This window comes from Gordonia sp. (in: high G+C Gram-positive bacteria), from assembly GCF_020438995.1.
Lineage (GTDB): Bacteria > Actinomycetota > Actinomycetes > Mycobacteriales > Mycobacteriaceae > Gordonia.
In genome coordinates this window covers 1-3,630 of record NZ_JAGQTN010000280.1, presented here as the reverse complement: position 1 = coordinate 3,630, position 3,630 = coordinate 1, and the positions used below count along the sequence as shown (strand labels likewise).

The 3,630-nt window shown below is 66.1% G+C and carries 3 protein-coding genes; 1 reads left to right on the top strand and 2 read right to left on the bottom strand.

Features of this window, described 5'->3' with window-relative positions:
* Both KDB67_RS19960 and KDB67_RS19955 read right to left on the bottom strand, forming a co-directional pair.
* Nucleotides 1-1,141, bottom strand: a 1,141-nt coding sequence (locus tag KDB67_RS19960) for a hypothetical protein (protein ID WP_291019726.1), incomplete at its 3' end; no start/stop codon positions are given.
* 110 nt (nucleotides 1,142-1,251) lie between these two features.
* Entirely contained in the window at nucleotides 1,252-1,698 is a 447-nt protein-coding gene (locus KDB67_RS19955) for a nuclear transport factor 2 family protein (protein ID WP_291019724.1), read from the bottom strand.
* Between the two features lie 335 nt (nucleotides 1,699-2,033).
* On the opposite strand from KDB67_RS19955, the gene KDB67_RS19950 reads away from it, so the two are divergent.
* Complete coding sequence (locus tag KDB67_RS19950) at nucleotides 2,034-3,545, top strand: M28 family peptidase (protein ID WP_291019722.1); 1,512 nt, start codon at nucleotides 2,034-2,036, stop codon at nucleotides 3,543-3,545.
* Nucleotides 3,546-3,630 lie beyond the last annotated feature (85 nt).

The window sequence follows — 3,630 nt, the reverse complement described above, 5'->3', positions numbered from 1 at the left end:
TCAGGGCGTCGTCGATCTCGGTGACTTCGGCCAGCAGGGCGTACTCGGGGCGCGCCAGTCGGTGCCGGGCGACCAGGCGTTCCCCGACGGCCAGCAGTGCTCGACGTGTCAGGCCGGCTGACCAGTAGTCGTTGTAGAGAACCCGCGCGTCGCGCAGCGCCAGGCTGCGACGGGCGTCGGCGAGGAGGGCGTCGAACTCGTTCGTGGCAGCCGTGCTGCGGCCGAATTGCATCCTGAGCTCGGCCAGGACCGGTTGGGGATCGGCCTGAGCGACCCCGCCCTCGGCTGCGGAGCGAAGGGTGGCCAGCAAGAATGCCGGTACCTCGATTGCCCGCGGCGCCAGTACGTCGAAGGTGTCGAGGGTGCGCTCACCCGCGGTGCCCAGCCAGAGGCGAGCCGCCTCGCCGAGCGGGCCGTCGGCACCTGCCAGCTCGTTCAGTGCCGTTGCCGGGTCGGCCTCGGTAGCGGTCACCGACCGCAGTGCGTCAGGCTCGGAACGGAGCGCATCGACCAGAACACGCAGTGTCGGCTCATCGGCCACCGAGACCGGTGAACTGCCGTGCACCGCGCCCACAACCTCTTTGACGTCGGTGCCGGTCACCTCGCTGACGCGCTCGGCGAATCGGCCCATCCCGATATTGGCGGCCACCGTGAGGCGGGAGTGGAGCGTGACGCTGTCCCGAAAGGTCGCCACGCACCGGTTGACGTGCGCGGTCAGCGCCGCGTCATCGAGCGTGCCGGGGTCGTCGCGCAGCAGCGCGAGGTGCGCCGCGATGCGGGCTGGGCGGTGCACGTTCTCCCACTCGTCGACATCCTGCGCGAGAATCTCCGACGTTCGACGACCCGTGGACCTGCGGCGTCGATACTCCGGGTGCAGACGGGATATCAGCCACAGGACCGGCTCGGGTGGTGTGGCGGCACCCAGTGGCGCGCCGAGCGGGTGCGGCTGGTTGTACATCCACCCGCCGGATTCGCGGTAGGCGAGCGTCGTGACCGGCAGCCCATAGCGTTTCGCGCCGGCGGCGAATCCCTCCGGGAAGGCCGTCGTATAGATATCGCGGGCTATAGGTGACACCGGACGCGGAAAGTGCGCGTTGTCGAGTTTCCAGGAACCGGGGCCGGGAATGGGTTGGCTATTCATGGTGTGTCCTTGGGAGCATTCCGGGGGTGATCAGTGGCGCCGGGGGTATGTCGTGGTGCAGTTGATGCCGTTGTGTACCTTTCGGTTTCGATACCGGAGTGGTTCGCGAGTCAGCGCTCGGGGAACCACGCGGCCAGGTGCTTGGCGGTGTCCGCGTAGTGCTTCATCGACACCGCGCGGCCGGCGTCGTCGAACTCCCAGCGGTGCATCTCGTCGTCGACAATGCGGATTCCGGCGGGGGTGGTGAGGTCGATGCGGACGTGGACGGCGGCCTGCCCATCGCCGCTGAACATGTGGAGAATATCGAAGCTATGCAGTTCGCAGCGGCCGACCTCGGTGAAGAACCCCGCGACCTCACCCTTGCCCTGACGGACGGACAGGAGCGGATGGCCGGCTGCCGCCGCGGTGCTCGGCGGTTCGGATGCCTCGAAACTCACGTCATCGGACAGCAGTCCGAGCAGACTCGGGATATCGCCGCGGCCGAACGCTTCATAGATGGCGATAAGCGTCGTCAGGTTGGACGCCGGCACTGCGGGCGCGGGTGTACTGGTACTCATGACTTCTCCTGGGATAGAGGGGATTTCCTGGTCATCACCAGGCCTGGTACGAACGTAGGTCGACGACGCCGGCTGCGAATCGGTTGGATGACCTATTGCCGATGGCGGCGTTCTGACACACGTCGCGCCCGCGATGCCGGCGACCGCCACAGCACAACCGGCCGAGGGTCGGTCGCACGGCGCGGCCCTTTCCGCGCCGGTGTGGTTGATCCGGTAGGCCATTTTCGTGACCAGTACTGTGATGAAACGTTCGTATGCTGCATCGGTGCACTCGTTGAGGGTGGCGAAGCAGGCATAACTGGCCGAGCGCGACGTAGATGAATGAGGTGCAGCACATGCGACGACCCTGGGGCCTTCTTTCCGTGGGAGTGACGGCGTTGACGACCCTGCTGGTGGTCTCGTCACCGGCGGTACCAGACGCTGCTGCGGCTCCGGGTGCGGCGTTGTCGGAGCAGGCGATCTTTTCGACGGTCAAGGACCTGACCGGTATCGCGCCCCGTGCCACGGGTTCGCCCGGCGGCAAGGCGGCAGCGGACTATGTGATGGACCGGTTCCGCAACGCGGGGCTCTCCGAGGTCCACGTCGAAGAAGTGACCTCCTATGACTGGCGGCCGTCGAATTTCGGTCTGCATGTGGGCGGCACCCCGGTTGACGCGTACCCGGTGGCGCACTCGTTCATCCCGGCCGACGCCAAGGCCGGCGTGCGCACGACCGGCCCGAAAGGTCGCACCGCGCCCGTCGTCGACATCGGCACCGGGAAGATCGGAGGTCGCGACGTCCGCGGCAAGATCGTCATGTTCGACCTGTCGTTCTATCTGCCCACGGCGGGGTTGCTGCCGTTGGCGGAGTACATTCACGACCCCGACAACGCGCTGTTCGACCCGGGGACGATGCTCAGCGCCAACCCGTTCCTCACCTCGCTCTCGAGCACTGTGCGTGAGGCGCAGGCGGCCGGAGCCGTCGGATTCGTCGGTGTCCTGAAGGACTACTTCGATTCCAACCGCTACCACAACGAGTACTACCGCAAGCTGACCATGACGATCCCCGGAATGTGGGTCACCCGAGCCGACGGGGCACGAATGCGGAAGTTGTTGGCGCGGCACGGAAATCGTTCCCGCATCGATCTCACGGTACATCGGCGCGCCGTGGTGGGCCGCACCGTCTTCGGGTTCCTTCGCGGGAACAGGAAGGACACCGTGATGGTCCAGTCGCATCACGACTCGGTCGGTACCGGCGCTGTTGAGGACGCCACCGGAACGGCCGAGGTGATCGCTCTGGCCGAGCACTACGGCCGTGCGGCCAAGCAGCCCGGCTACCGTCCGCGCGAGAAGTCGCTGATGTTCGTCACCTTCGACACCCACTTCACCGGGTATCAAGCGCATCAGGCATTCGTCGATCGCTACATCACCCGCCGCGCCACCCCCTGGAACATCGTGGCCAACACCACGATCGAGCATGTCGGAAAGTACGCGCGCCGCGCCACGAACGGCAAACTGATCACCACCGATCGGGCCGAACCCAAGGGCGTGTTCGAGAACGTCAATCTCACCTCGAAAGTCGCGTTGGCACGAGCGTTGACACGCAACAACGTCCGGTCATCGACGCTGCTCAACGCGACCCCGTTCCAGTTGACGGAGACCGGCATACCGACCGACGCGTCCTTCGTGCTGAACGCCGGTGTCCCGGTGGTGAGCCTCATCGCCGGACCGCTGTACATGTACGACGACGCCGACACCCTCGACAAGGTCGATCGGAGCCAACTCGTCCCCGTTGCACGATTCTTCGTCGACACGATCAACCACCTCGACACCGTCCCCGGCGCCGCAATCGGTTTGATCCCATCGTGACAGTTGCCCGCGTCGCCTCGGCGATACTTGTTTCTGCCGTGCTGGTTTCGGCCACACTTGCCCAGGTTCCCGGGGCGGCGAAGGC

What these genes read in the sequence shown, in the direction of transcription:
- KDB67_RS19950 (WP_291019722.1), top strand. Translation starts at nt 2,034, where the DNA reads ATGCGACGACCCTGGGGCCTTCTTTCCGTGGGAGTGACGGCGTTGACG.
- KDB67_RS19955 (WP_291019724.1), bottom strand. Translation starts at nt 1,698, where the DNA reads ATGAGTACCAGTACACCCGCGCCCGCAGTGCCGGCGTCCAACCTGACG.